Genomic DNA, 23,154 nt, shown 5'->3' with positions numbered 1-23,154 from the left:
CTTAAATCTCTGTGATGTTTACAAAAAAACTTTGCGCCTTTGCGTCTTCGCGAGATCAAATTAACTGTATTTTTGTTTTGTAAAAAATCAAAAAATAATGAGCATAAAAATTCTTCATATCGACAGTAATAATCCAGTTCTCTGGAACCAATTAGAAGAAGCGGGTTTTGAAAATCACGCCGATTTTAAATCTTCAAAAGAAGAGATAGAAGCAAAAATACAAGACTACAACGGAATCGTAATCCGCAGCCGATTCAAGATTGATAAAACTTTTTTAGACAGTGCAACAAACCTGCAGTTTATAGCTAGAGTAGGAGCTGGTTTGGAAAGTATTGATTGTGATTATGCCGCTGAAAAAGGAATTCATCTTATCGCCGCGCCGGAAGGAAACAGAAATGCCGTTGCAGAACATTCTTTGGGGATGATTTTGTCTTTGTTCAATAATCTGAATCAGGCCGACGCCGAAGTAAAATCAGGGCAATGGAATCGAGAGAGCAACCGCGGGCATGAACTGGATCTCAAAACAGTTGGAATTATCGGTTACGGAAATATGGGAAAAGCATTTGCTAAAAAACTGAGAGGTTTTGATACCGAAGTGCTTTGTTATGATATTTTGGATAATGTTGGTGATGAAAATGCCAAACAAGTTTCGCTGGCTGAATTACAGGAAAAAACAGATGTTTTAAGTCTTCACCTTCCTTGGACTCCAGAAACTGATAAAATGGTTAATACGGGCTTTATAAATGCATTTAAAAAGCCGTTTTGGATCATTAACACATCTAGAGGTAAAAACATTGTTACTGCAGATTTAGTTGAAGCGATGAAATCGAAAAAGGTTTTAGGAGCAGGACTTGATGTTTTGGAATATGAGAAACTTTCATTCGAAACTCTTTTTCAGGATAAGAATACTCCTGAAGCCTTTCAGTATCTTTTAGAAGCCAAGAATGTTTTGCTTACGCCTCATATCGCTGGCTGGACTTTTGAAAGCCATGAGCGTTTGGCGCAGGTTATTGTCGATAAAATTAAAGCAGTTTACGATAAAAAATAGCCTACAGGCTTTAGAATTTAATAACGAGTTTTTTCTTGTAAATTTTATTTAGTGAGATTAGTTTTATTTGTTAATTTTTAATAATATTGTTTCCAAGTTTTGAAGAATGAGTCTAAATAACTCTTGTTTTGAAATAGAGAACTACTGAGGAGACTTTGTGAAAATTGACAAAATTTAATTATGATTGAATGGTATAAAATTGCAATGTTTCAGAACTATGCAAATTTTAGCGGAAGAGCTAGAAGAAGTGAATATTGGTATTTTCGTCTTGTTACATCTCTCCTTCTTTTTGGTTTCATTATTTTAGCAGTAATGATTTCAGTAATAGCTGGTGGGATGATAGGTTTTCCAATTGCATTCGGACTAATTTTTCTGTATTTAATAGCTTCTTTAATTCCATCTTTGGCTGTTACGGTAAGAAGAATGCATGATATTGGTAAAAGTGGCTGGACTATTTTAGTTGCTTTAATTCCTTTGGCAGGACCAATTTGGGTGCTCGTTTTATTAATAACTGAAGGAGAGTACGGAGACAACTATTATGGACCAGACCCGAAAAATATAAATGGAGAAATTAATGACATTGGAATTAATAATTAACTAAATAAATATAAAAAATGGAAACAACAAAACCAGAAAGTTGGAATACGCCGTCTCAACCAAGGCAAGAGAATAAGAAAGTATTAGCCGGAATTATGGGAATACTTTTTGGATATTTAGGTATTCATAAATTTGTTTTAGGTTATACTCAGGAAGGAATTATACAATTAGTAATTGGTGTAGTTACTTGCGGAATTGGCGGTATAATCGGATTTATTGAAGGAATCATTTATTTGACAAAATCAGATGAAGAATTTTACCAAACTTATCAGGTTGGAAAAAAAGGCTGGTTTTAATCTAATAAGCTATCATATTTTAAAAGAACCCATTCAGAAATGAGTGGGTTTTTTTGTGTCTAAAAATGTCTTCATCTGATATAATAATGACTTTTTATTCCTATAAATAAATTTAACAGTCGGTAATCTTGCTTTTAATTAGTAAGCATGGAGTAACCGAAAATCCATAAGAGTAGGATAATTGAAAAAAAGAATATTATGTTAGAAATGTACAAAAAAGTAGTTTTTGAAAACTATGCCAATTTTAACGGAAGAGCTAGAAGAAAAGAATTTTGGACGGTTGTTTTGGTGAACGTTATAATTAGTGTAATTCTGAGTTTAGTACTTGGTATAATCTCGTCAAGTCTTGCAATGCTAGCCTACATATTTAGTTTGGCAGTTTTAATTCCTTCTATTGCAGTTGGAGTTCGACGAATGCACGATGTTGGTAAAAGCGGTTGGTTTATTCTCATTCCATTGTATGATATATATTTGGCTGCTATGGAAGGACAAAAAGGTCCAAATCAATATGGTGCAGACCCTAAAAGCGAACTCGAAGACTTAAAGGAGATTGGAAAAGATCTTAACTAGTTTTAAATAAAAATTGTAATTAAGAAATCCCTTCCACCAAAAAAGGATGGGATTTTTCTCTGGATAAAGCGAAGGTTCCGCTGTTGGCCAAAAAGGTTTCTGTAATAAATGTTTTATTAGTAGAAAATGTAATACTAGATTTTCAGAGAATTATTGTAAGAATCCCATTTGATTTTCCAAATGGGTTTTTGATTTAATGGAGTAAAGACGAAGAGTTTTTGTTGAGGATAATGCTTTTTTAAAATAAAAATCGTTACTTCAATATGAATTTTAATCTGAAAAAAAATAATAAAGAATTATGGGATTATTTAGCAGAAATAATAAGATTGAAAAACCCAAGGTTATTCTTGAATTAAGAAGTCCTAGTTGTCCAATCACTGCAATTGTAGAACAAGATAATAGAACGGCTTATTTTTATTTGTTTGGCGATAATGAAGATTTTGGTGTAAAAAGCTGCTGGATTAGAAATTTAAGTAAAGCACCTGAAGAAATAGAGGTGAAATTGATGGAAAAAGGTGTACCACCAATGTTACCCAAAGAATTTTGCAAATTTCCTGATGGTCAAGAAAGTCTTAATGAGAAGAACTTAGAAATTGTCTGGTTGGAAGAAGGAGATGGAGCTGCATTATTGGAAAATGGAGAAATTTTAGCTGTAATTCCAAGTTGGGGAGGAGAGGAAGGATTCTTCGGATACGCTCGAGATTGTGCTGGTCAAGGCAATTTTGCCTGGGAGCTTTCTGAAGATAATGAAATGAGAAAACGGGTAAATAATACAATTTCTTTTATTAAAGCATGGAACGAAGAGGAGAATCCTTTCCAATCTTTACAGCCCAAAATTTTGCATTATTACGATGATATATTTGGAGAAAGCGAGAAGTATTATGCAATCGATAATTCAGAATGGCCTCCAAAAGGTCTTTATGTATACGAAGGACAAGAAAAAATTGTTTTTGCAACCGTAGCGGTATCATTGCGACCGCAGCCAAAAGTTGAGATGTATTATGAAGATCCAAGTAAAGTAAATAGAATCGAACTTGGAATTATTTTGAAATCAGGATTAACCAATGATGAAATAAATAATGTAGCAAGTCTGATAAGTGGCATTACGACAATACCTTGGGATTATATCACTTTTTTGGCGGAAGGGCATACAGTAGAATTCCAAAACATTATTAGCAATAAATTTAAGTATGCAGTGTTGACTAATAAATTAAAACTTCTGCCTCAAATGAATGTGCCCGCTTTTGGAGATTCAAAGACTAATTTTTTATGGATTGTGCCAGTTTCAGATAATGAATGGACGGTAATGAAAGAGTCTGGTTCTAAATTTATACTGGATAAACTGGATACTATTGGGGAAGAAATATTTAGTTTCGAACGACAAGAGGTTGTTTAAGAATAGTATAAAAAAATAAGACTCATAAATGTTTAGCTTTATGAGTCTTATTTTTTATGATAGATTGTTTTAATCTTCTTTCTCAGATAATTTCTTTTCCAATTCAATCTGAAATTCTTCGATAACCGGTTTCATAGTGCTTTCTGGAATATCTGCAATTCTGATGTACATTAAACCGTCGATAGCATTATTGAAAAGTGGATCAACGTTAAAAGCAACTACACGTGCATTTTGTTTGATGTATTTCTTAATTAAAACCGGAAGACGTAAGTTTCCTGGCTCCAGTTCGTCAATAATTTTATCAAATTTATTCAAGTCAGATTCTGCTTCATCGAAGATAAAATCCTTGTCGGCATCTTTTAGTTTAACTTTGTATGCTTTCTTCGGATGAATGTATTGTGCAATATACGGATCGTAATAGTTTGATTTCATAAACTCAATCATCAAAGATTTAGAGAAATCGGAGAACTGATTACTGATACTTACACCACCAACCAAATATTTATGTTCAGGATGACGTAATGTTGTATGAATAATACCTTTCCATAATAAGAACAAAGGCATTGGTTTTTGCTGATATTCTTTTACAATAAAAGCACGGCCCATTTCAATCGACTTGTGCATCATGTCATGAAGTTCCGGCTCAAATCTGAAAAGATCCGTTAAATAAAAACCTTCGATTCCGTATTTAGGATAAATCTCAGAACCTAATCCCATTCGGTAAGCTCCGGCAATTTTTTTGGTCTCATCATCCCATAAAAACATATGGTGATAATATTGATCGTATTCGTCTATATCGATAGATTCATTTGTTCCTTCGCCCACTTCACGGAAAGTAATTTCGCGAAGACGACCAATTTCGTGTAAAATGTTTGGTATCTGTTTGGCACTTGCAAAGAAAACTTCGTAGTTTTTGCTTTGTAGGAATCTTGCATCGCTGTCTCTTAAAGCCTGAACTTCATCAATCAGTTTTGATTCGCTTGCTGGCGTTACGATTTTTTTTGGCGCTTTTGGTATTTTAAGACTTGCAGTGTCAAGCAGTTTGGTGTCTTTCTCAAACGGATTGGCCAGCATATAGGTTTTCTTTCTTAAGAACTCTGAGTATTCTTCAAAAGATTCGATTTCGTTTTGTTCACTAACAGAAATCGGTTTTCCGATACGAACTTTAATCACACGGTCTTTCTGAGTTAATAGTTCAGAAGGCAATTTTGCCGTTCTTAAAGTGTCATCAATTTTAGAAAGCCAGTAGAATAATTTACTGTTTTTAGCATGAAAATAAATTGGAACAACCGGAACTTTAGCTTTTCTGATTAATTTCAGAGCGCCTTCTTCCCAAGGTTTATCTACTACTAATTTTCCATCTTTATAAGTTGAAACTTCTCCGGCAGGGAAAATTCCCAACGGTTTTCCATCACTTAAATGACGTAAGGTTTCCTTAATACCAATTACGCTCGATTTTGCATCCTTATGGTTTTCAAAAGGATTAACCGGCATAATATATTTTTTCATCGGAACAATTCTGTGTAACAGGAAGTTGGCAATGATTTTGAAATTTGGTTCTCTTTCAAGCATTAATTTCAAAAGCAAAATACCATCAATTCCTCCAAGCGGATGATTAGAAATCGTGATATAGGCACCATCTTTTGGTAGACGTTTTAAATCTTCTTCCGGTATTTCAAATTTGATTTCCATCTCATCCAAAATTCCGTTCAAAAACGCAAGGTCTTCCAAATGTTTATTACGATCGTAAATTTTATTAAGGGTAGAGATCTTAAGAACCTTCATAAGAATCCAGCCAGAAAATGTACCGAGAACTCCGTACTTTTCAACATTTATTGCCTTTGCAACTTCTTTCGCGGTAACTAAACCCATGTAGTACTTTTAATTTATTAGAACAGCGAACAAAGATAACAAAAAAGTCTACTTTTCATTGTTTCCAACATAAACTTTGCACTTTTTTATTACATTTGAAATCCTAAAAAAATCACTGATGAAAATTATTTCTTATAACGTAAACGGAATTCGTGCCGCGATAAACAAGGGTTTTATTGAGTGGCTGCAACAAGCAAGTCCTGATGTAATCTGCCTTCAGGAAATAAAGGCAACGCAGGATCAGATTCCAGTTGACGATATCACAGCAGCAGGTTATCCTTTTCAATATTACTATCCTGCGACTAAAAAAGGATACAGCGGCGTAGCCATTTTGTCTAAAACAAAACCCAATAATATTGTTTACGGAACGGGTATTCACCACATGGATTTTGAAGGCCGAAATCTTCGTGCCGATTTTGATGATGTTTCGGTAATGAGCTTATATCTTCCGTCTGGGACTAATATCGAAAGACTGGACCATAAGTTTATGTTTATGGATGATTTTCAAAAATATATAGATGAACTAAAATTGACGATTCCAAATCTGATTATCTGTGGTGATTATAATATTTGTCACGAAGCAATTGATATTCATGATCCGGTGCGTAATAAAACAGTTTCTGGATTTCTTCCGGCAGAACGTGCTTGGCTGGATGCTTTTATGAAATCGGGTTTTATCGACAGTTTCCGTCATTTTAATAAAGAACCTCATAATTACTCATGGTGGAGTTACCGCGCAGGTGCGAGAGGAAATAATAAAGGTTGGCGTATCGATTATAATTTGGTTAGCAATGTATTAGAAAAGAGATTGAAAAGAGCGGTTATACTACCAGACGCGATGCATTCAGATCATTGTCCTGTTTTAGTCGAAATTGATTAATTTTTGGTATTGTTCTTGCTGAAAGAATTTAAGTTTTAAAATTGACATTAAAGTTTGGCATTGTGATTGAATTTTGACAATGTCATTGTCATTGAGAAGTATTAAACGCCCCCAGAAATAAAAACCAATTAAAGAAAGATGATTAAAAAAGCCTCCATCGGATTATTAGTATTAGCTATGTCCGCAACGTCTTGTGTTTCGAAGAAAATTTACAATGACTTAGAAACAAAGTATTCAGATTTAAAGAAAGAAAACCGTTCTATTACGGATGAAAATGATAATCTGAAAAAAGCAAAAAATCAGTTAGAATTAGATCGTGATAAACTGACTAAAGATTTGGCCAGCACTAAAGATGATTTGGCAAAACAAAAAGCCGATTTTGCTGCTGAACAAAAGAAATATAAAGTATTACAAGATTCTTATAACGCATTGGAGAAAAACAGCAATGATGCTTTAGAGAAAAACTTGGCTAAAAACCGTGAATTGCTAGCGCAGTTAGAAGCAAAAGGAAAAGCGCTTGCAGACGAACAAGCTCGTTTAGATAAAACAGCAAACCGTTTGAAAGAATTGGAAGATATGATTGCGGCTAAAGAAGAAGCAATGCGTAAACTGAAAGAAACTTTATCTAAAGCATTAACTGGTTTTGAAGGTAAAGGTTTAACAGTTGAACATAAAAACGGAAAAGTATATGTTTCTATGGAAAACAAATTACTTTTCAACTCAGGAAGCTGGGCTGTTGGAACAGAAGGAAAAAAAGCCGTTGTAGAACTTGGAAAAGTTTTAGGTGATAATCCTGATCTTTCGGTTCTGATTGAAGGACATACAGATGATGATCCTTATGCTGGTTCCGGGCCAATTGCAAACAACTGGGATTTATCTACAAAAAGAGCAACTGCAATCGTAGCCATTTTGAGCGAAAACCCAAAAATCAACAAACAAAAATTAACGGCTGCAGGAAGAAGCGAGTTTTCTCCTTTGGCAAGCAACGCAACTCCTGAAGGAAAAGCTAAAAACCGTAGGATCGAAATTATCTTGACGCCAAGATTAGATGAGATTGCGGAGATGTTGAATAGCATTAATTAAGGTTCAAAGTTGCAAAGATACAAAGGCTCAAAGGTTTTTACTTTTGAGCCTTTTTTATGTCCTGCAAGGTTTCCAAAACCTTGTAGGTATAAGTTCGTTTGTAATAAAAAGAAACACCTACAAGGTTTTGGAAACCTTGCAGGAGAGATCGAAAAAATCTTGTACTTTTTTTAACCTTTGTCAAATTTAGATTTGAAAAATCCCTTTGTACCTTTGTCACTTTGCAACTTTGAACTTTAAAGAGAAAAATGAAATACACAACATTACCCAACACCGATATAAAAGTTAGTAAAATTTGCCTTGGAACGATGACTTACGGGCAACAGAATACCGAAGCAGAAGGGCACGCGCAAATGGATTATGCTCTTGAAAGAGGAGTAAATTTCTTCGATACGGCCGAAATGTATTCGGTTCCGGCGAGTGAAGCGACTTACGGAAGCACGGAAAAAGTGATTGGAACTTGGTTTAAAAAATCAGGAAATCGCGACAAAGTGATTTTGGCTTCAAAAATTGCGGGTCCGAACCCGAGTTTTGGATATATGCGGGAGAAACTGGATTTCTCTCCAGCAAGTATTAAATATGCGGTTGAAAACAGTTTAAAAAGATTACAGACTGATTATATCGATTTGTATCAAATGCATTGGCCGGAAAGGAAAACCAATAATTTCGGACAGCGTGCTTTTCATGGACATGATGATGTTTGGGAAGATAACTTCAGAGAAATTCTGGAAACTTTCGACGGATTGATCAAAGAAGGGAAAATCAAACACATTGGGGTTTCAAATGAAAATTCTTGGGGAATGATGCGTCTTTTGGAAGAAAGCAAATACAATAATCTGCCAAGAATCAAAACCGTTCAGAATCCGTATTCGTTATTGAATCGTTTGTTTGAAGTGAATTCTGCCGAAGTTTCAAAATATGAAAATGTTGGTTTATTAGGATATTCTCCATTGGCTTTCGGAGTTTTGACTGGAAAATTTCTAACAGGAGAAAGTCATCCGAAAGCGAGAATTAATCTTTTTCCACAATACAAACGCTACAATAGTGATCAATGTACGCAGGCGACAAAATTATATCAGGAAATCGCTAAAAAACACGGTTTAACGTTGACGCAATTGGCAATGGGATTTGTTTTGCAACAGCCGTTCTTGACGAGTTCAATTATTGGCGCGACGACATTGGAACAATTAAAAGAAAATATCGATACAATTGATGTTATATTGTCGAAGCAAATTTTACATGAGATTGATGCGGTTCAGGCAATTATTCCTGATCCCGCTCCTTAATTTTTTTGCCACGAAGGCGATTTTTTGCCACGAAGGCGATTTTTTGCCACGAAGGCACTAAGACACAAAGGTTTTTTAATCTCGTAATCCCGATAGCTATCGGGAGCAAAGTTTTTTGAATAGCCCCTAGCTTTAGCTAGGGGAATTAAAATTGATATCAAAAGGGCTTTAGCCAAACTTTAAGGTTTGGCTAAAGCCCTTTTCGTTGCGTTTATATTTTCATCCAGCTAAAGCTGGACGCTATTGAACTTAAAAAAATAAAATTTGCTCCCGATAGCTATCGGGATTGCGAGATTAAAAACAAAGGATCTTCGCGCCTTGAAAAATATTCAAAATCAAACCTAACCCGTTTTTAAAACGGATTAGGTTTCTGAATAAATACAAAATCCCGATAATCAAGATTATTGGGACTTTTTGTTTTGAAAGGTTTTATAGATTTAAAACCTGATCTTTTGGATATTTCACTCTGTAGCTAATTCTGAATTTTTTGGTTTCGTTTGGCTTTAACTGTAGCTGCCAAGTAAGAATTCCTGTTTCTGAATTGACTTTAGCACCATCACTTTGCAGAAGTTCTACTTCAATTTCCTTGTTTGTGCTGAGTGGATATTGGTCTTTTAAAATTAATTCGACAGTTTCTTTTTTGTTGTTTCTTATAGTAAGGTCAAATGTAAATGTCTGTTCTTTTCTAGCAGATAAAAATTTTGTGCCTGATTTATCGGCAACTTTTTCTCTTTTGATAGATACTTTTTTGTCGCGTCCCATACTTAGATTCAAAGTGTCGCTCGTTTGGTTTGGCTCAATAAAAGTTTTACCTACATACATGCCTTCAAAAATGATATTAGCTTCACCTCGCAACAAATTGTATTTGCTGTAATCTGCAATTTCTGCGAGTAAAAAAGCATCATTTTCGACTTTTGGAACAGCATAATACTTATAAGTTGCCGGTAATTTTATTTCCTTTAAAGAGACACTGTGGATTTTTCCATTCGATAAAATATCATACGGAATGTCAATGTCAAAAGAAATATTAAGCTGGTTTTCTGCCACTGTTGTATAATTTGAAACAGATGATTCTGCCATTACTGGAGTTGCCATTTCCATTTCATTGTTTATTTTTTTTTCTTTATAGAGACTTCCTTGTATCTGATTTCTTTTACTCATACCGTAACCAGTAACTACAACTTCATCATTATAAGCAACATTTGTTAAGAACCAGGAACTTAGTATTGGTGCCTGATTGTTTTGATTTGGTTGACCGCTGGATAAAGTAAGTTTTACTTTTTTCCAGTCAATTCCTGTATTTTGAACAACTTGTGCTTTGTACATCATATTGATTGGTGCATTTACACTTTCGGTTCTCAAATCATAAAAAGGCGACCAGGAAGCATTATTAGTCAAATAAGATATTTCCAACGGAATATTTCCTGTCTGATTATTCATTACCTGAACAATCAATTTTCCGGAAGAAGTCTGTTCTTCTTTATCGGTATTTATCTCAAGTTTGTTGTTTAATTTTTGGAGTGTTTGATCTAGTTTTTGTTTTTTCTCTGTAAGGTTGTTGATGTTATTGGAAATTTCAAGTTGTTTGTTTTTATAATAATCCACCATTTTCATTAACTCAGTAACATTTAAACCTGAATTAGCTCCAGAAATCTGCTGATTTTTATCTAACAGCTGTATTGTTTTTGTTTCAGAATTAATAGTATTGTTTACTTTTTGTATTTCCTTCTGAACCAAAATGATACTATCTCTTACTCTTTTTAATAATGGCGATTGTGAATCGGTTTCGTATTCTGAAATATAATTGTTGGTAAACTGAACCGAAAGTACGGTTACATTTGTAGGTGCGCCAATTTGAATAGAACTTTCATTTAAGTTGACCGCTACATTTTTAATCACTATTTCAGAGGTTCCTGATGGCAGAACAACATTTGCAGTTTCCAATATTTCGGCCGCATTAAAGTATACGGTTGCCGCCTTTACTTTTGCAGTTGTAAAAATTGGTTTTTGCGCAAAGGCAAAAATGCCTAAAAATAATAAGAAAGCCGTTGCTTGTTTTTTAATCATTGGAGTATAATTTAAAATGTTTTATAAAGGTATAGATAACAAAAAAGGTCATTAGGTTGGTTTAATTAATAATAAATGGTTAAAATAATTTTCTTTTTAGAATTATCAATCTGTTTTTCTAAAACATTGAAGAATTTTTCATTTACCATCGGACAACCTAAACTGTTGCAGATTGGATATGGTTGTTCTTCAAACGGAACATCTTCATATTTATGTAAGACTATATTTCGGTCGAAAGCATTGCTGTTGCTTTTATCCAAACCGTACAATTTATAGGCTTTTCCAAATCTTCCTGTATATGAACCACCAATGGCGTATTTGCCAAGCGAACTGCAATTGGAATTTTTGACATTGCTAAATTTCAGTTCTCCATAAATTCCTGTTTCGGAACCAGAACCATGTCCGACCAAACCTTTATCCAGTAATTTATCATGTTTTAAATCGTAAACAAAAAACCGATTTCTTCCTGATTCTACCTTCATATCTAAAAAGAAAGCAACATCTGAATTGTATTTCGGAGATTTCCCCAAGAATCTCTTGATTTCGTTGACTTCGCTTTTTAGTTTCTCTTCGTAGGAGTAAATCGGTTTTGAGTTTTTATGGATTGTCGGTTTTTCGTCTTTGTTTCTGCAGGCAAATGTGGTGCAGAAAATCAAGAGCGAAAAGAGAAAGAAAATTTTGCTTTTCATATACCCATTTATTTCTCAACCGTATATCCTTTTACTTTGGCAAAAGCGATTATGGATGAATTGATAGTATTGCCTAAATCATCTTGCTTTTTCGTTTTCTTAGATTCCGCGTCTATATATTCTTGACGCTTTTTGGCCAAAACGCTGATTTCTTTCTGAATAGTTTCTCTTTCTTTTGTTTTTTCAGTTACTATTTTCTGCAATTCTGCAGTCGATTTGTTTTGCAATTCCGTTGGTAATTCTTCTTTTTTAATTTTAGAAATAGCGCTGGCATCGTCTTTTGCTTTGTCCACCAAATCCCAACTGTCATTTTTATAAACTGCTTTTGATTTGCTTACGGCACGGTCTGTATAATTTGAAGCCGAAACCTTTTTAGCGTTTTGGTCCTGCATCACCTGATTCATTTTTTTCTCAGCTCCTTTTGCACCATAATTGATATAGGTTTTGTTCATTTTTTCATCGCATTTGGCAATTTCGTCGTCATAAGGAGTGGCGATATATTCTACAGCTCTGTCTGAATCAATATTGAAATATTTCCCTTTTCCTCGGTCTGCGCCATCTTTCCAAAGAATGTTGATGCCTTCGGTTTTATCTCCGCAGAAAATAGTATTCACATAAATTCCATTTTTCAAAGCATTACTAATCGCTTCTTTGTAACTGATTTTTCCCTGATTGAATTCTTCGTTTCCTGCAATATAGATCAGTTTCATGCTGTTGTTTTCTGTTGCCCATTTCAATTCTTTCGTGGCATCCTGAATAACGGCTCCACAATATTCACTTCCTCCATTGGTTCTCAGAGCAAATAGTTTTTCGGAAATTAAATCCAAATCGGTTGAAAGTGGTGTTATTTGTCGGATGTAATTTGATTTTGCAGAAAGTCCGTCATTGCCATATTCATATAAAGCAATTTCGATATCCGGTGTTTTTCCTTCGTATTTTAGAGTGGTCAAAGTATTGACAATATTCCACAATCTTGATTTCGCCTGATCGATTAATCCGTCCATACTGCTCGAAGTATCCAGCAAGAGAGCAACTTGTATTTTAGTGTTGGAAGCTGTTGCTGGTTTTTCGATTTCAGTTTTTGGTTTCGGATTGGCATTCGAAGAATGACAGCTTGTAATAGAAAATGCAATTGCAAATAGCGCGGAAATAAAAAGATTTGATTTCATAATTTTTAGTTTTTACTGATGATTACAGATCAAACTTAGAAACAAAAAAGGCCTATTTTTCGGACAAAGGGTGAAACGGGCTTTTGACTTGGTGAAACGATCTCAGCATAATAGGTGTAATTATTTTCAACGCATAGAAACATAGATTTTGTAACTTATAAAGGCGTTTTACTTCATAATAAAAGACATAGCTATGTGTGAAAATCAAGATTTTTTTAAATCTATGTTTATATGTGTTAAATTAATTTTGTTTTGGAGTATTGATATTTAAAGTTTTCAAATCGCCATTTGGTGTAACCAAAATAAACTCTTTGTCCGTTTTTGCAGTTTGTTTCTTTTCTCTGTTAATGATGATTTTTACTTCGTATTGTACCTGAATAACTGGTTCTAAAACCGAAGGATTAATAATAAAATCAAACTCTTTACCGAAAACAGGCTGATAATAAAGCGTTGTCGATTTAATGGTCTGATTGACATTCGCCGATTTTTTTAAGTTCAAAGAGGAACTATTGTAGGCTTCATAGGATTTATACATTTCTACGGGTAAGTTTACAATGAAATCATCGGTTATTCTTTTTTCAGTGTTTGTAAAGGTTTCGCCAAGAAGAACTTCATAATTCTTCATTTTTTCCTGAATCAGCAATCTGGCTTTGGTCATCATTTCTTTTTTGATGGTTTCCAAAGCATTTGAAAAGTAATCTACTCGCACCAAATCGTAAATTTCATTATTGGATAAAATAGAAATAAACTCATTCAGCTGATTGGGATCGGAGAATTTGATGTGAATGTTTTTCTTCAATTCAAATCCAATCGGAACTTCGTTATAGGTTTTACGGCTGAATACTTTTTTTTCGGATTCATATTCATAAACCGGAACAAACGAAATCATATCGACAAAAGTTTCAACGCCTTTTTTAAGTTTGATTTCGTTCAGCGCCTGCGTAATTCTCTGGTCAAGTAATTCGTTGACTTCTTTGGTTGTTTTGCCGGTTTGAGTGGTGCTGAAAATAGCGGTATAAGAATCTGCTTTAACATTGGCAAGTCCTTTTACGCTTGCGACTATTCCATCATTAGAAGGAAAATTAACGTTAATCGTGTTTTGGGCATTATATTGATTTTGGTAATTCACATTTCCTGATACCTGTGCGTTGATGAACTGAGAAAACAGAATGATTAAAAAAGATAAGAATAGTTTTTTCATGATTTTGATTTTAGATTAGGAAACAAATGTATTGCAGGAAAAAACGTATTTTTGGCAGAATGGGTCAACAGGCCGTTTGACTTGGTGAAAGATATAGGATAGGAATTTGAAATTAGGTTACTTTACATTTTCTAAATTACTTGTTGTGAAGCGTAGTGCATTAATCGTTTTTAGTCTGTTTTTTGTAATGTTGTTAGTTCCACAGCGAATAACAGCACAGGCTATTCCTAGCAAAAAAATGGAGAAAAGCAGTTCCAAAATCAGTAAAACAGCTGATGAATTATCCAAATCATTAGATGAAAATGATGAGTCGAAAATTGCTCAGAATTATGAAAGGCTGGCTAATGAATTTTTAAATAATGGAGATAACGCCAAAGCAGAAGAATATTTCAAAAGAGCTTTAAACAGTTATACCAAATTAAAACTTACCGAAGACAAAACCCGTGTTACAAGAAGTCTTGCTAAAGCACAGGAAAACCAGAAAAACTTTGGATCGGCGATTAAAAACTACGAAAAAGCGGGCTCGTTGACAAAAGACGCAGTTGAAGAAAAAATCAATTTAAACGATGCCAACCGTTTAAAAAATCAGTCCGATCCGGCAAGTCAGGCAGATTATGTGGATTCGAATATTGATTTACTGAAAAAGGAAAACAAAAAAGGTGAAGTCAAAGAAGCTTACGTTCAGAAAGCACAGAATTCACTTCAGTTAAATGATAAAAAAGTTGCGATCGAGAGTTACAACAAAGCCTTAGACTACACCAAAAACAAACCTGAAGAAGCCATAAAAATCAAAAACGAAATTGCTAAAGTTTATGCCGAAGACAATCAGTTTGATAAAGCGCTTTTGATAAGTGAAAAAATATTGGCAGAAGCCAGAAAAAACAAAGATTATACGACCGAAATAAAACAGCTTCAATCCCTTTCCTCTATTTATTTTGAAAAGAAAGAACCTGAAAAAGCGATTTCATCATTAAAAGAAGCGTATGATTTATCTTTTCAAAAAGGAAATTCGGCGGAAGCCAAAAAGAGTTTATCATCTTTGGTTAAATACTACAAAACAAAAGGGCAGGATAAAAAAAGTATGGCTTTGTATGAACAGTTTTTTGACAATTTCGATAAACTGATTCATTCTGATACAACTTTAATTGATGCGAAAACTTTTCAGATTACGGAAGAGAAAATCCGTCAGCTGGAAAAAGAAAAGACACTGAAAGACGAACTGATTTCAAAGAAAAACACTTTCAATTATTTCCTCATTGGTTCTGTTGGGTTGTTACTGCTTTTGTTTATGTTTATTGTAAAAGCGCTGTATTCCATTAAAATTAAAAATAAAGAAATTGCACTTCAGTCTTTGCGTCGTGAGATGAATCCGCATTTTATTTTTAATAGTTTGAATAGTGTCAATCAGTTTATTTCTGAAAATAAAGAATTGGAAGCTAATAAATACCTGACTTCCTATTCGAATCTGATGCGGAATATGATGGAAAACTCGAATAAAGATTTTATTTCTTTGGATAAAGAAGTTGAACAGTTGAAAAAATATCTGGATTTAGAACATCTGCGTTTTGAAGATAAATTTGATTTCGAAATTACAGTCGACGATTCACTAGATCCAGAAAGGGTTTTTGTTCCGAATATGATTTTACAGCCACATCTCGAAAATGCCATTTGGCATGGATTACGTTATTTGGATAAAAAAGGATTTCTGTCTTTACGATTCGATGTCAAAAACGAAAAAATAATCGTAACCATTGAAGACAACGGAATTGGTTTAACTAAAAGCGGTGAGCTCAAAACAAAAAACCAAAAAATATACGAATCCAGAGGTTTGAACAATACCAAAGAACGAATTGCGCTTTTGAACGAGTTATACAAAAAGGAAATTACATTTAGAATTGTAGAAAAAGAAGGACTGGAATCTGGTACAATGGTTCAGATTGTTTTTCCATTAATTGACAAAATATGATGACGCTCCAAAAGATAAAAAGTGTAATTGTAGAAGACGAACTCGCTGCGCGAGAAGTACTCAAAAATTATTTGAGCAAATATTGTCCGCAGGTTGAGGTTATCGGCGAAGCGCAAAATATCAAAGAAGCGGTTCCGTTGCTTCATGAACTGAAACCGCAATTGGTTTTTCTGGATGTCGAAATGCCTTTCGGAAATGCTTTTGATGTTTTGGAAGCCTGTAAAGATTTGCATTTTGAAACCATATTTGTCACTGCTTTTTCGGAATATTCGCTTCGTGCTTTGAATCAAAGTGCCGCGTATTATCTTTTAAAACCTATTAGTATTGAAGAATTGATTGTGGCGGTCAACAAAGTTCAGCATCAAATTATGAATCATGAAATCTTCAACAGAAATAAAATCATCGTTGAAAATTTTCATGAACAGAAACCCGAAAAACAACAAGTCATCCTGCCAACACTTGAAGGTTTTGAAGTCGTAAAAATGGAAGAAATCGTTCGTCTTCGCGGTAACGGAAATTTTACCGATTTGCATCTCAACAACGGAAGCAAAAAAATGGTCTGCCGTTTCCTAAAGCATTTTTCAGAAATTCTGCCATTGCCTTTTATTCGGGTTCATAAATCGCATATCATCAATATCAATTGCGTGAAATCGTATAACAAAGGCGGCATTGTTACACTTAACGACGGTGCTGAAATTGAAGTTTCACCAACTTACAAGGAAGAGTTTTTGAAGAATTTTAAATAGTTTTTTGCCACGAAGGCGCTAAGGCACAAAGGTTTATTCGCTAAATGTCTAAAAAACAAGTTTCACGCAGATTTCATAAGATTTGAGCAGATTTTTTTTGAAATCATCTGCAGAATCTGCTTAAATCTTATGAAATCTGCGTGAAATAAAAACTTTGTGTCTTAGTGCCTTCGTGGCAAAAACTACAAATCAAATTCATCATCCACAGCCAATGAATCATTTTTAACTGCTGTAGAATCCGGCGCTTTGATTTTTATAAGCGAACGCGCATTTCCAGAAATATAAACCGGCAATTGTCCAATTGTATCTTCAGGAACTAATAAACCTCTGCGGAACATCAAGTTCTTTAAAAACTTTTGATTTTTTATCGCGTAATCTTTCAGATTTCCTTGATCGTTAAATTGATACATGAATTTTCGTGGCTTCGGAATAATGGTTGCCAAGTACAAACATTCATCTACATTCAAGTCGGCTGGACTTTTTTGGAAATAAAAATGACTTGCTTCGCCGATTCCGTAAACATTTGGACCCCATTCGATAATGTTGAAATATACTTCCAACATTCTTTCTTTGCTAACAATTCGGTTGTTTTCTAGAATGTAAACTAATAGGATTTCTTCCAACTTTCGGGAAAGTGTTTTTTCTCTTGTCAAGAAAACATTTTTAATCAACTGCATGCTGATTGTGCTGGCGCCACGAGAGAATTTCTTCGTTCTGATGTTTTTCAGAATCGATTGTTTGAAAGCTTCATTGATGAATCCGCGATGAGAGAAGAAAGACGGATCTTCTGTCGTTAAAACACATTTTCTTAGATAAGGCGAAATTTGATCTAAAGGTGTGTAATTCGGATTGGCATTTCCAACCAAAACTGGTCTTTGCAATACATTTTGAATAATCGCGCGATAGACAAACTCGCCGTTTAGTTTATTTAAATCGGCTTCGCCATATTTTGTGATTCGTAAATCTTCTTTGTTTAGTTTACTGTCAAAAACAAGCGTATTGGGTTTGTTTTTATTGAATTTGAAGTCTAGCTTGTAATCGAAATTTCCAGTCGCCTGCATGCCTTGAAAATGCGTAAATAAACCGTCTGGAAGCGAAACGATAAAATCCTGCGCTTTCATCTTCGGAATATCTACTTTCAAAGTATAAACCGTATCTTTTTCGGTATCATAAGAAATGTACGGACGTACTTTAATTTTATTCAACTGCATAGTCGAGGTGCTGTCAATCGAAATAAAACTGTCTCCCAATAAAAAGCGGTAATCAAAACGGGCATTTTTGATGATAACATCTTTGCTCGCAATTTTTGGATGATTGATTTTAAGATTGGCGATAGAAGTATAACCATCAATATGAAGTTCGCTTCCGCTTTTATCAATGTTCTGAACATTTAATCGGATCGAATCGAAGCTTGCTTTTAAATTATAACGCTGATCCAAATATGGAACACGAATGGCACCAGTATCTAAATTGAAGAATCGAATATCGGCTTTTTTATTTCTTGGATCTGCAAATCCTTTAATGTTCCAACGCTGATCAAAATCTTTAGCCTGGACATGCAGATTAGTTTCCAGTTGTTTGTCGCTTAAAACTAATTTATCTACATCAACAGTAGTTTGTTTTCCGTTGTCGTCGATTTTGAATTTGAAGTTTTTTAAATCCATATCGGTTGGAACCAAATTCAGGATTTTGGAAATGATTCGATACGCAAATGAAGCATATTTACGTTTTTCGTTGGAATCTGTTTCTTCTTTGTCTTTTTTCAGAAATGCATCAAAATTTCGCTTTTTACCTTTTTTGACCAACTGAATATAACCGTTATCCACTTTTAAAGTTCCAACCTGAACATCTCCAATCAATAAATTACTTAAACTAATGCTGGTTTCTACATTTTTTATTTTGACCAATGTATCAGCATTTATCGGAGCCAAAACAACATCGGTTAAATGAATGGTAGATAAACCATCAAAAGAAGCCGATTCTACAGAAAAATTACTGTTGTACTGAACGGCCATTTTGTGAGTCACTTTGGCAATGGCCTGCTTTAAAAGAGAATTTCGGAAATAGTACAATCCAATGCAAAGTACAAGAATTACTATTCCCAGTATTTTTAGTGCTTTGTATATTTTTTGTTTTGGAAAATTCATAAAGTTTAGTTTTTTGCCACGAATTACACTAATTTCTCGAATTATTTTTCGCGGCTAATAAATTTCAATAAAAAATTCGTGCAAATTTGTGTAATTAGTGGCTAAATAAAATCAACCAAAAAGAATGCTGGCAACATCTTCAATTTTAGCGACCAATTCGATTTTGATTCCTGTATTTTTTAAAGCAATTTTATTGTATTTGGAAACAAAGATAGTATCAAAACCTAATTTTTCAGCTTCCTGAATACGCTGATCCACTCGGTTAACCGGACGAATTTCGCCAGAAAGACCAACTTCACCTGCAAAACAGAAACCTTTTCCAACCGGAATATCTTCATTTGATGATAAAATCGCGGCCACAACGGCTAGGTCAATTGCAGGATCATCAACAGAAATTCCTCCCGTTACATTCAGGAAAACATCTTTTGCACCTAAACGGAATCCGGCTCTTTTTTCTAAAACGGCCAGAATCATATTTAGTCTTTTAGCGTTGTAACCTGTTGTGCTTCGCTGAGGCGTTCCGTAAACTGCCGTACTTACCAAAGATTGAATTTCGATCATCAGCGGACGCATGCCTTCAAGAGTTGTGGCAATTGCGGTTCCTGATAATTCTTCGTCTTTGTGTGAAATCAATATTTCTGACGGATTGCTTACTTCTCGCAAACCGCTTCCAAGCATTTCATAAATTCCAAGTTCGGATGTTGAACCGAAACGGTTTTTCAGCGAACGCAAAATTCTATAAATATGATTTCTGTCGCCTTCAAATTGAAGCACCGTATCGACCATGTGTTCCAAAATTTTTGGCCCAGCGATATTTCCGTCTTTTGTAATATGCCCGATTAAAATAACCGGAATATTGGTTTCTTTGGCAAATTTTATAAGTTCAGCGGTAGTTTCTCTGATTTGAGAAATACTTCCAGCTGTTGATTCGATATAATCTGTATGTAAAGTTTGAATAGAATCAATGATGACAATTTCTGGCTGAATTGCCTCAATTTGTTTAAAGATATTTTGCGTTTTTGTTTCCGTTAGAATATAGCAGTTATCGCTATTTGGAGTAATTCTTTCGGCGCGCATTTTTATTTGTTTCTGACTTTCCTCGCCCGAAACATACAATGTTTTATAGGGTAATTTTAATGAAATCTGAAGTAAAAGTGTACTTTTTCCAATTCCTGGTTCGCCACCCAAAAGTGTCAATGATCCTGGAACGATTCCGCCTCCCAAAACACGATTCAATTCTCCGTCAGTAGTATCCATTCGGATTTCCTGTGCCGAATCGATTTCTGTTATTTTTAAAGGTCGTGGCGCTCTATTTGTTGGAGTTGGTTCGCTTTTCCAAGCCACTTTTTCCTGCTTCTGAATAATTTCTTCAGCAATTGTATTCCATTCTTTGCAGGCGTTGCATTGCCCTTGCCATTTGGAGTATTGGGTCCCGCAATTTTGACAAAAAAAGGAAGTTTTAACTTTTGACATTATTTACTTTTTTTTAGCAAGCGTATTCATTTCGTCAATCTTCTCATACATCATGTCTTTATTTAAATCGCCAATTGGCTCCATTTGCGAAGCATTTTGGTATTTTTTTGATGCATGTTTTGGATCGCCTTGTTTTTCATACATTAATCCTAATTCATATTCTCCTAACATGGCTTTTGGATAATGTACATTTCCAATTTCGGCCATTTTTCCTAATTCGCTGTAAGCATTTCTTTTTAAAATAAGATTTTCTACTACTTTAAAATCGCTCATTCGAACTGGAATCTGAACTCCTAAAACTTCAGACATGTCAGCGTATTTTTTTTCTAAATATTCTGCATAACCTTCTTGAAGAACCGCAATTTTGTCGTTGTATTCGGCAGAATTTATAGGTCGGTAGGCTTCAAAAATCTGGTACAATGCACTTGGAATAGAATGCAATACTTCTGTGTAATGTGTAGCACCCTTAAAAACATCGTATTTATAATTCACTAACGGATTATTAGCGATTTTAATATTATTGTTTAATTTTTCAATCGGTTCTTTTATCTTTTTAATGTCACCTTCTCCTGCAGAAAGGTAATAGAAAACCGGTTTTTTTATTTTAGCAAACTTTTCGGCAATGCGCACTTCCATTTTTGGTGCCAGTTCCGGACTCAAGCAGATGTATGCATTAAAAAGCGGTATTTCTTTATACAAATAAAAATTAGCAAAACTTGCTGTTATGTCGTGGCCTGCAATAATTCTAAAAGGCGAGGTACGATATTTTTTTTCAATATAAGGCACTAATTCTGCTCCGACGAATTCGAAAAATTTGGAACCTTTTTCAAAAGGAAGACCTTCGTTTTGGTCAATTGTGGTGTCATCAAAACGTTCTCCGTCTTTATTTTGATGAATTCCGATGATAATCATTTCCGGAATATCATCCCAATACGAACCATAACTTACAGCTCCGGAAAAAGGATCAAATAAGTAATCGCCATCCAGTAAATAAAGAACAGGATATTTTTTGTCTTTGTTTGCTTCGTAAGAAGCCGGAAGTCCAATTGTAATTCTACGCTCTTCTCCCAGTTTTTCTGATTTAATATTGTCGAACGTTTTTTGGGCAAACGACGAAAATGAAATCAAAAGTGTTAGTAGGTAAACTTTTTTCATGATTTGTGGCATTTCAGTAAATTAAAAATGTATTGAAAATAGTGTAGCAATATACTATTTTATTTGCTTCTTTGTTCAATGGAGTAAAAATTGAAGCACAGTATTTTAGCGTCAAAATCATTTCGGATTAGGACAAAAGAGAAATTCTTTGTACAAAAAAGCTTTGACAAAGAAAGTAAATTCTTAAAAAAGAAAGAATTGGTTTAGGTTAGTGAATTATCATTTTCGTTAGGGAAAATAATCCACGGTTTGAAAGTCTTAGCTTCTTCAAAATCCAAAGTTGCATAAGAAATGATGATGATGATATCATCTTTCTGAACTTTTCTTGCAGCCGGACCATTCAAAGTGATTTCGCCTGAGTTTTTTTCGCCTTTAATAGCGTAAGTTTCAAAACGTTCGCCATTATTAATGTTCACAATAGATACTTTTTCGCCTTCAATAATGTTTGAAGCCTCTAGTAAAGTTTCATCAATAGTAATGCTACCAATATAATTTAAATCGGCACCCGTTACTTTAACGCGATGAATTTTTGATTTTATAACTTGAATTTGCATGTTGCAAAGTTAGATTAATTTAATGAAATGGTGTCTATCAGTCTTATAGAATTAACAAATACTGCTATAAATGCACGGTAATTTTTGCCATTCTCTTTCTGATCGATAGGTAAAAGTGTTGATTCGTCAGCAATAACAAAATACTCAAGTTCAAATTGGTTATTGTCTTTGAAAGAATTTTCTACAAATTCTAATGTTTCTTGCGGACTGTGATTTTGAAAAATCTCTTTGGCTTCCGTCAAAGTCTTGTATATAATTGAAGCATCTTTACGTTCTTGAGCAGTTAAACGTTCGTTGCGCGAACTCATTGCAAGCTGATTTTCTTCTCTGAAAATCGGACAGCCAACAATGTTTACAGGTAAAGCTGCTTTTTCGACCATTTTTTTAACAATTTGCAATTGCTGAAAATCTTTTTCTCCAAAATAAGCATTGGTTGGTGTTACGATTTCGAAAAGCCTTTTTACAATTGTTCCAACACCGTTAAAATGTCCTGGCCTGAATTTTCCTTCCATTTGATTTTCCAATCCGTCGAAATCAAAAGTCTGCGAAACGGTGTTTCCTTCATAAATATCTTCAACAGAAGGCGCGTATAAAATGATTTTATCACTTAATGTACGCATTTTCTTAATATCTTCTTCTAAAGTTCTTGGATATTTTGCTAAATCTTCTGGGTTGTTGAATTGTGTTGGATTGACAAAAATGCTTACAACGGTATCGTCGTTTTCTTTTAGTGAACGCTGCATTAAAGCCAAATGTCCTTGGTGTAAAGCGCCCATTGTGGGTACAAATCCAATAGTTGAATTTGCGGTTTTGATAGTTTTAATATAGGCTATCAAAGCTGCTTTACTGTAGAAAATGTGCATTGAGGTATTATTAAAATTTAGTGCAAACATAATATATTAGTTATAAACTGCATAAATTTTTGTAATTTTGCGACGTTTTTATTACCAAAATTAAGT

At 34.3% G+C, this 23,154-nt stretch carries 20 protein-coding genes; 10 read left to right on the top strand and 10 right to left on the bottom strand.

Annotated features, from left to right (window positions below; all coding sequences use genetic code 11):
• Positions 1–97: 97 nt before the first annotated feature.
• From BM289_RS00165 to BM289_RS00145, 5 genes are all read left to right on the top strand, one after another.
• Positions 98–1,048 (top strand): 2-hydroxyacid dehydrogenase, encoded by a 951-nt coding sequence (locus BM289_RS00165; RefSeq protein ID WP_091489671.1) that lies wholly within the window; start codon positions 98–100, stop codon positions 1,046–1,048.
• 180 nt (positions 1,049–1,228) lie between these two features.
• On the top strand, positions 1,229–1,645 hold the full coding sequence (locus BM289_RS00160; protein WP_091489670.1) for a DUF805 domain-containing protein: 417 nt from the start codon (positions 1,229–1,231) through the stop codon (positions 1,643–1,645).
• A gap of 17 nt (positions 1,646–1,662) precedes the next feature.
• Positions 1,663–1,941 carry a TM2 domain-containing protein gene (locus BM289_RS00155; protein WP_091489667.1) on the top strand — a complete coding sequence of 93 codons (279 nt, stop codon included), beginning with the start codon at positions 1,663–1,665 and terminating at the stop codon, positions 1,939–1,941.
• A 198-nt stretch (positions 1,942–2,139) separates the two neighbouring features.
• Positions 2,140–2,511, top strand: a complete 372-nt coding sequence (locus BM289_RS00150) for a DUF805 domain-containing protein (RefSeq protein ID WP_091489665.1) — start codon at positions 2,140–2,142, stop codon at positions 2,509–2,511.
• A gap of 298 nt (positions 2,512–2,809) precedes the next feature.
• Positions 2,810–3,907: a suppressor of fused domain protein gene (locus BM289_RS00145; RefSeq protein WP_091489662.1), complete on the top strand. Its 1,098-nt coding sequence runs from the start codon at positions 2,810–2,812 to the stop codon at positions 3,905–3,907.
• Between the two features lie 69 nt (positions 3,908–3,976).
• Here BM289_RS00145 and BM289_RS00140 read toward each other — a convergent pair whose 3' ends face one another.
• Positions 3,977–5,779, bottom strand: a complete 1,803-nt coding sequence (locus BM289_RS00140) for a GNAT family N-acyltransferase (RefSeq protein WP_091489660.1) — start codon at positions 5,777–5,779, stop codon at positions 3,977–3,979.
• A gap of 118 nt (positions 5,780–5,897) precedes the next feature.
• Between BM289_RS00140 and BM289_RS00135 the strand changes: the two genes are divergently transcribed.
• From BM289_RS00135 to BM289_RS00125, 3 genes are all read left to right on the top strand, one after another.
• The gene (locus BM289_RS00135; protein WP_091489658.1) at positions 5,898–6,659 is read left to right on the top strand and encodes an exodeoxyribonuclease III; all 762 of its coding nucleotides are present in this window, start codon (positions 5,898–5,900) and stop codon (positions 6,657–6,659) included.
• A 138-nt stretch (positions 6,660–6,797) separates the two neighbouring features.
• A complete protein-coding gene (locus tag BM289_RS00130) occupies positions 6,798–7,742 on the top strand; it encodes an OmpA family protein (RefSeq protein ID WP_091489656.1) in 945 nt (314 codons plus the stop codon).
• Positions 7,743–7,990: 248 nt separating this feature from the next.
• Positions 7,991–9,028, top strand: coding sequence for an aldo/keto reductase (locus BM289_RS00125; RefSeq protein WP_091489653.1), 1,038 nt, complete (start codon positions 7,991–7,993; stop codon positions 9,026–9,028).
• Between the two features lie 429 nt (positions 9,029–9,457).
• Here the strand turns inward: BM289_RS00125 and BM289_RS00120 are convergent, their stop codons facing one another.
• From BM289_RS00120 to BM289_RS00105, 4 genes are all read right to left on the bottom strand, one after another.
• A complete protein-coding gene (locus tag BM289_RS00120) occupies positions 9,458–11,095 on the bottom strand; it encodes a DUF4139 domain-containing protein (RefSeq protein WP_091489649.1) in 1,638 nt (545 codons plus the stop codon).
• A gap of 65 nt (positions 11,096–11,160) precedes the next feature.
• On the bottom strand, positions 11,161–11,784 hold the full coding sequence (locus tag BM289_RS00115; protein ID WP_091489646.1) for a murein L,D-transpeptidase catalytic domain-containing protein: 624 nt from the start codon (positions 11,782–11,784) through the stop codon (positions 11,161–11,163).
• 8 nt (positions 11,785–11,792) lie between these two features.
• Positions 11,793–12,953: a vWA domain-containing protein gene (locus BM289_RS00110; RefSeq protein ID WP_091489643.1), complete on the bottom strand. Its 1,161-nt coding sequence runs from the start codon at positions 12,951–12,953 to the stop codon at positions 11,793–11,795.
• A 241-nt stretch (positions 12,954–13,194) separates the two neighbouring features.
• Positions 13,195–14,154: an SIMPL domain-containing protein gene (locus BM289_RS00105; RefSeq protein WP_091489641.1), complete on the bottom strand. Its 960-nt coding sequence runs from the start codon at positions 14,152–14,154 to the stop codon at positions 13,195–13,197.
• A 145-nt stretch (positions 14,155–14,299) separates the two neighbouring features.
• On the opposite strand from BM289_RS00105, the gene BM289_RS00100 reads away from it, so the two are divergent.
• Together BM289_RS00100 and BM289_RS00095 are read left to right on the top strand one after the other, a co-directional pair.
• The gene (locus BM289_RS00100) at positions 14,300–16,120 is read left to right on the top strand and encodes a tetratricopeptide repeat-containing sensor histidine kinase (RefSeq protein ID WP_091490686.1); all 1,821 of its coding nucleotides are present in this window, start codon (positions 14,300–14,302) and stop codon (positions 16,118–16,120) included.
• Positions 16,117–16,866, top strand: a complete 750-nt coding sequence (locus BM289_RS00095; RefSeq protein WP_091489638.1) for a LytR/AlgR family response regulator transcription factor — start codon at positions 16,117–16,119, stop codon at positions 16,864–16,866. Before BM289_RS00100 ends, BM289_RS00095 begins: the two co-directional genes overlap by 4 nt.
• A gap of 182 nt (positions 16,867–17,048) precedes the next feature.
• On the opposite strand, the gene BM289_RS00090 is transcribed toward BM289_RS00095, so the two are convergent.
• From BM289_RS00090 to panC, 5 genes are all read right to left on the bottom strand, one after another.
• A complete protein-coding gene (locus tag BM289_RS00090; RefSeq protein ID WP_091489635.1) occupies positions 17,049–19,013 on the bottom strand; it encodes a transglycosylase domain-containing protein in 1,965 nt (654 codons plus the stop codon).
• A 111-nt stretch (positions 19,014–19,124) separates the two neighbouring features.
• Complete coding sequence (gene radA, locus BM289_RS00085) at positions 19,125–20,486, bottom strand: DNA repair protein RadA (protein WP_091489632.1); 1,362 nt, start codon at positions 20,484–20,486, stop codon at positions 19,125–19,127.
• Positions 20,487–20,489: 3 nt separating this feature from the next.
• Positions 20,490–21,641 carry an alpha/beta hydrolase gene (locus tag BM289_RS00080; RefSeq protein ID WP_091489629.1) on the bottom strand — a complete coding sequence of 384 codons (1,152 nt, stop codon included), beginning with the start codon at positions 21,639–21,641 and terminating at the stop codon, positions 20,490–20,492.
• 203 nt (positions 21,642–21,844) lie between these two features.
• Positions 21,845–22,195, bottom strand: a complete 351-nt coding sequence (gene panD / locus BM289_RS00075; protein ID WP_008465481.1) for an aspartate 1-decarboxylase — start codon at positions 22,193–22,195, stop codon at positions 21,845–21,847.
• 14 nt (positions 22,196–22,209) lie between these two features.
• Entirely contained in the window at positions 22,210–23,088 is an 879-nt protein-coding gene (gene panC / locus BM289_RS00070; RefSeq protein WP_091489626.1) for a pantoate--beta-alanine ligase, read from the bottom strand.
• Positions 23,089–23,154 lie beyond the last annotated feature (66 nt).

This window comes from Flavobacterium phragmitis (genome assembly GCF_900112575.1).
Taxonomy (GTDB): Bacteria; Bacteroidota; Bacteroidia; order Flavobacteriales; family Flavobacteriaceae; genus Flavobacterium; species Flavobacterium phragmitis.
This window is presented reverse-complemented; position numbering and strand designations above follow the sequence as displayed.